General features: G+C 68.3%; 2 protein-coding genes. Both read right to left on the bottom strand.

The window, feature by feature from the left end; translation table 11 throughout:
* Nucleotides 1-365 (bottom strand): transposase (locus tag AC3ENO_RS14920; protein WP_434971352.1); only part of this gene is annotated, 365 nt, incomplete at its 3' end.
* The gene (locus AC3ENO_RS14915; RefSeq protein ID WP_007929259.1) at nucleotides 328-717 is read right to left on the bottom strand and encodes an IS5 family transposase; all 390 of its coding nucleotides are present in this window, start codon (nucleotides 715-717) and stop codon (nucleotides 328-330) included. The genes AC3ENO_RS14920 and AC3ENO_RS14915, both read right to left, overlap by 38 nt.
* Nucleotides 718-769 lie beyond the last annotated feature (52 nt).

The raw sequence follows: 769 nt of genomic DNA, 5'->3' as shown, positions 1-769 counted from the left end.
CCGAAAGCGATCGGCCGGCCCGGCTTCTTGCGGCGGTGCGCGATCTGGTCGTCCCGCTCGGGGATGGTCGCCGCGATCCTCCGGTCGCGGAGCCAGGCGCGGTTCGCCCTTGAGGGGTACCCCTTGTCGGCGAGCACCCGGTCGGGGCGGGTGCGGGGGCGGCCCTTCCCGTCGCGGGGAACGCGGATGTTCTCCAGCACCGCGCTCATCATCGTGGTGTCGTTGATGTTCCCGGCGGTGATCATCATGCTCAGCGGCCGGCCGCGGCCGTCGCAGACCAGGTGCAGTTTGGTCGTCAGCCCGCCGCGGGAGCGTCCGATCCCGTGATCAGGCGGCTCGGACCACGGATTCTTGTGATTCGGCACAGCCCCCTGTGTCCCGGGCGAGGGTCGCGCCGTGCTGATGCACGCGCGCGATCGTGGAGTCGATCGAGACGACCCAGTCGATTTCCCCAGCGGCGTCGGCCTGCTTCTGCACCTCGGTGAGCAGCTTCTGCCAGGTGCCGTCCCCGGCCCACCGGTTGAACCGCTTGTAGATCGAGTTCCACTTCCCGAACCGTTCCGGAACGTCACGCCACGGCGCACCGGTCCGGTACTTCCACGCCATCCCCTCGATAGCGAGCCGGTGATCCGTCCACGGCCGCGACCGACCGGTCACCGTCGGCATCAACGGCTCCATCACGGCCCACACCTCGTCAGAGATCTCCTGTCGCGTCACCGTTCAAGACTCACCCACCGAGGAGCGGAACCTCTTGATCAACACGCCCTAG

The organism is Microbacterium sp. bgisy207 (assembly GCF_057706855.1).
The sequence above is the reverse complement of the archived record's forward strand: the minus strand, read 5'-3'. Positions and strand labels throughout refer to the sequence as shown.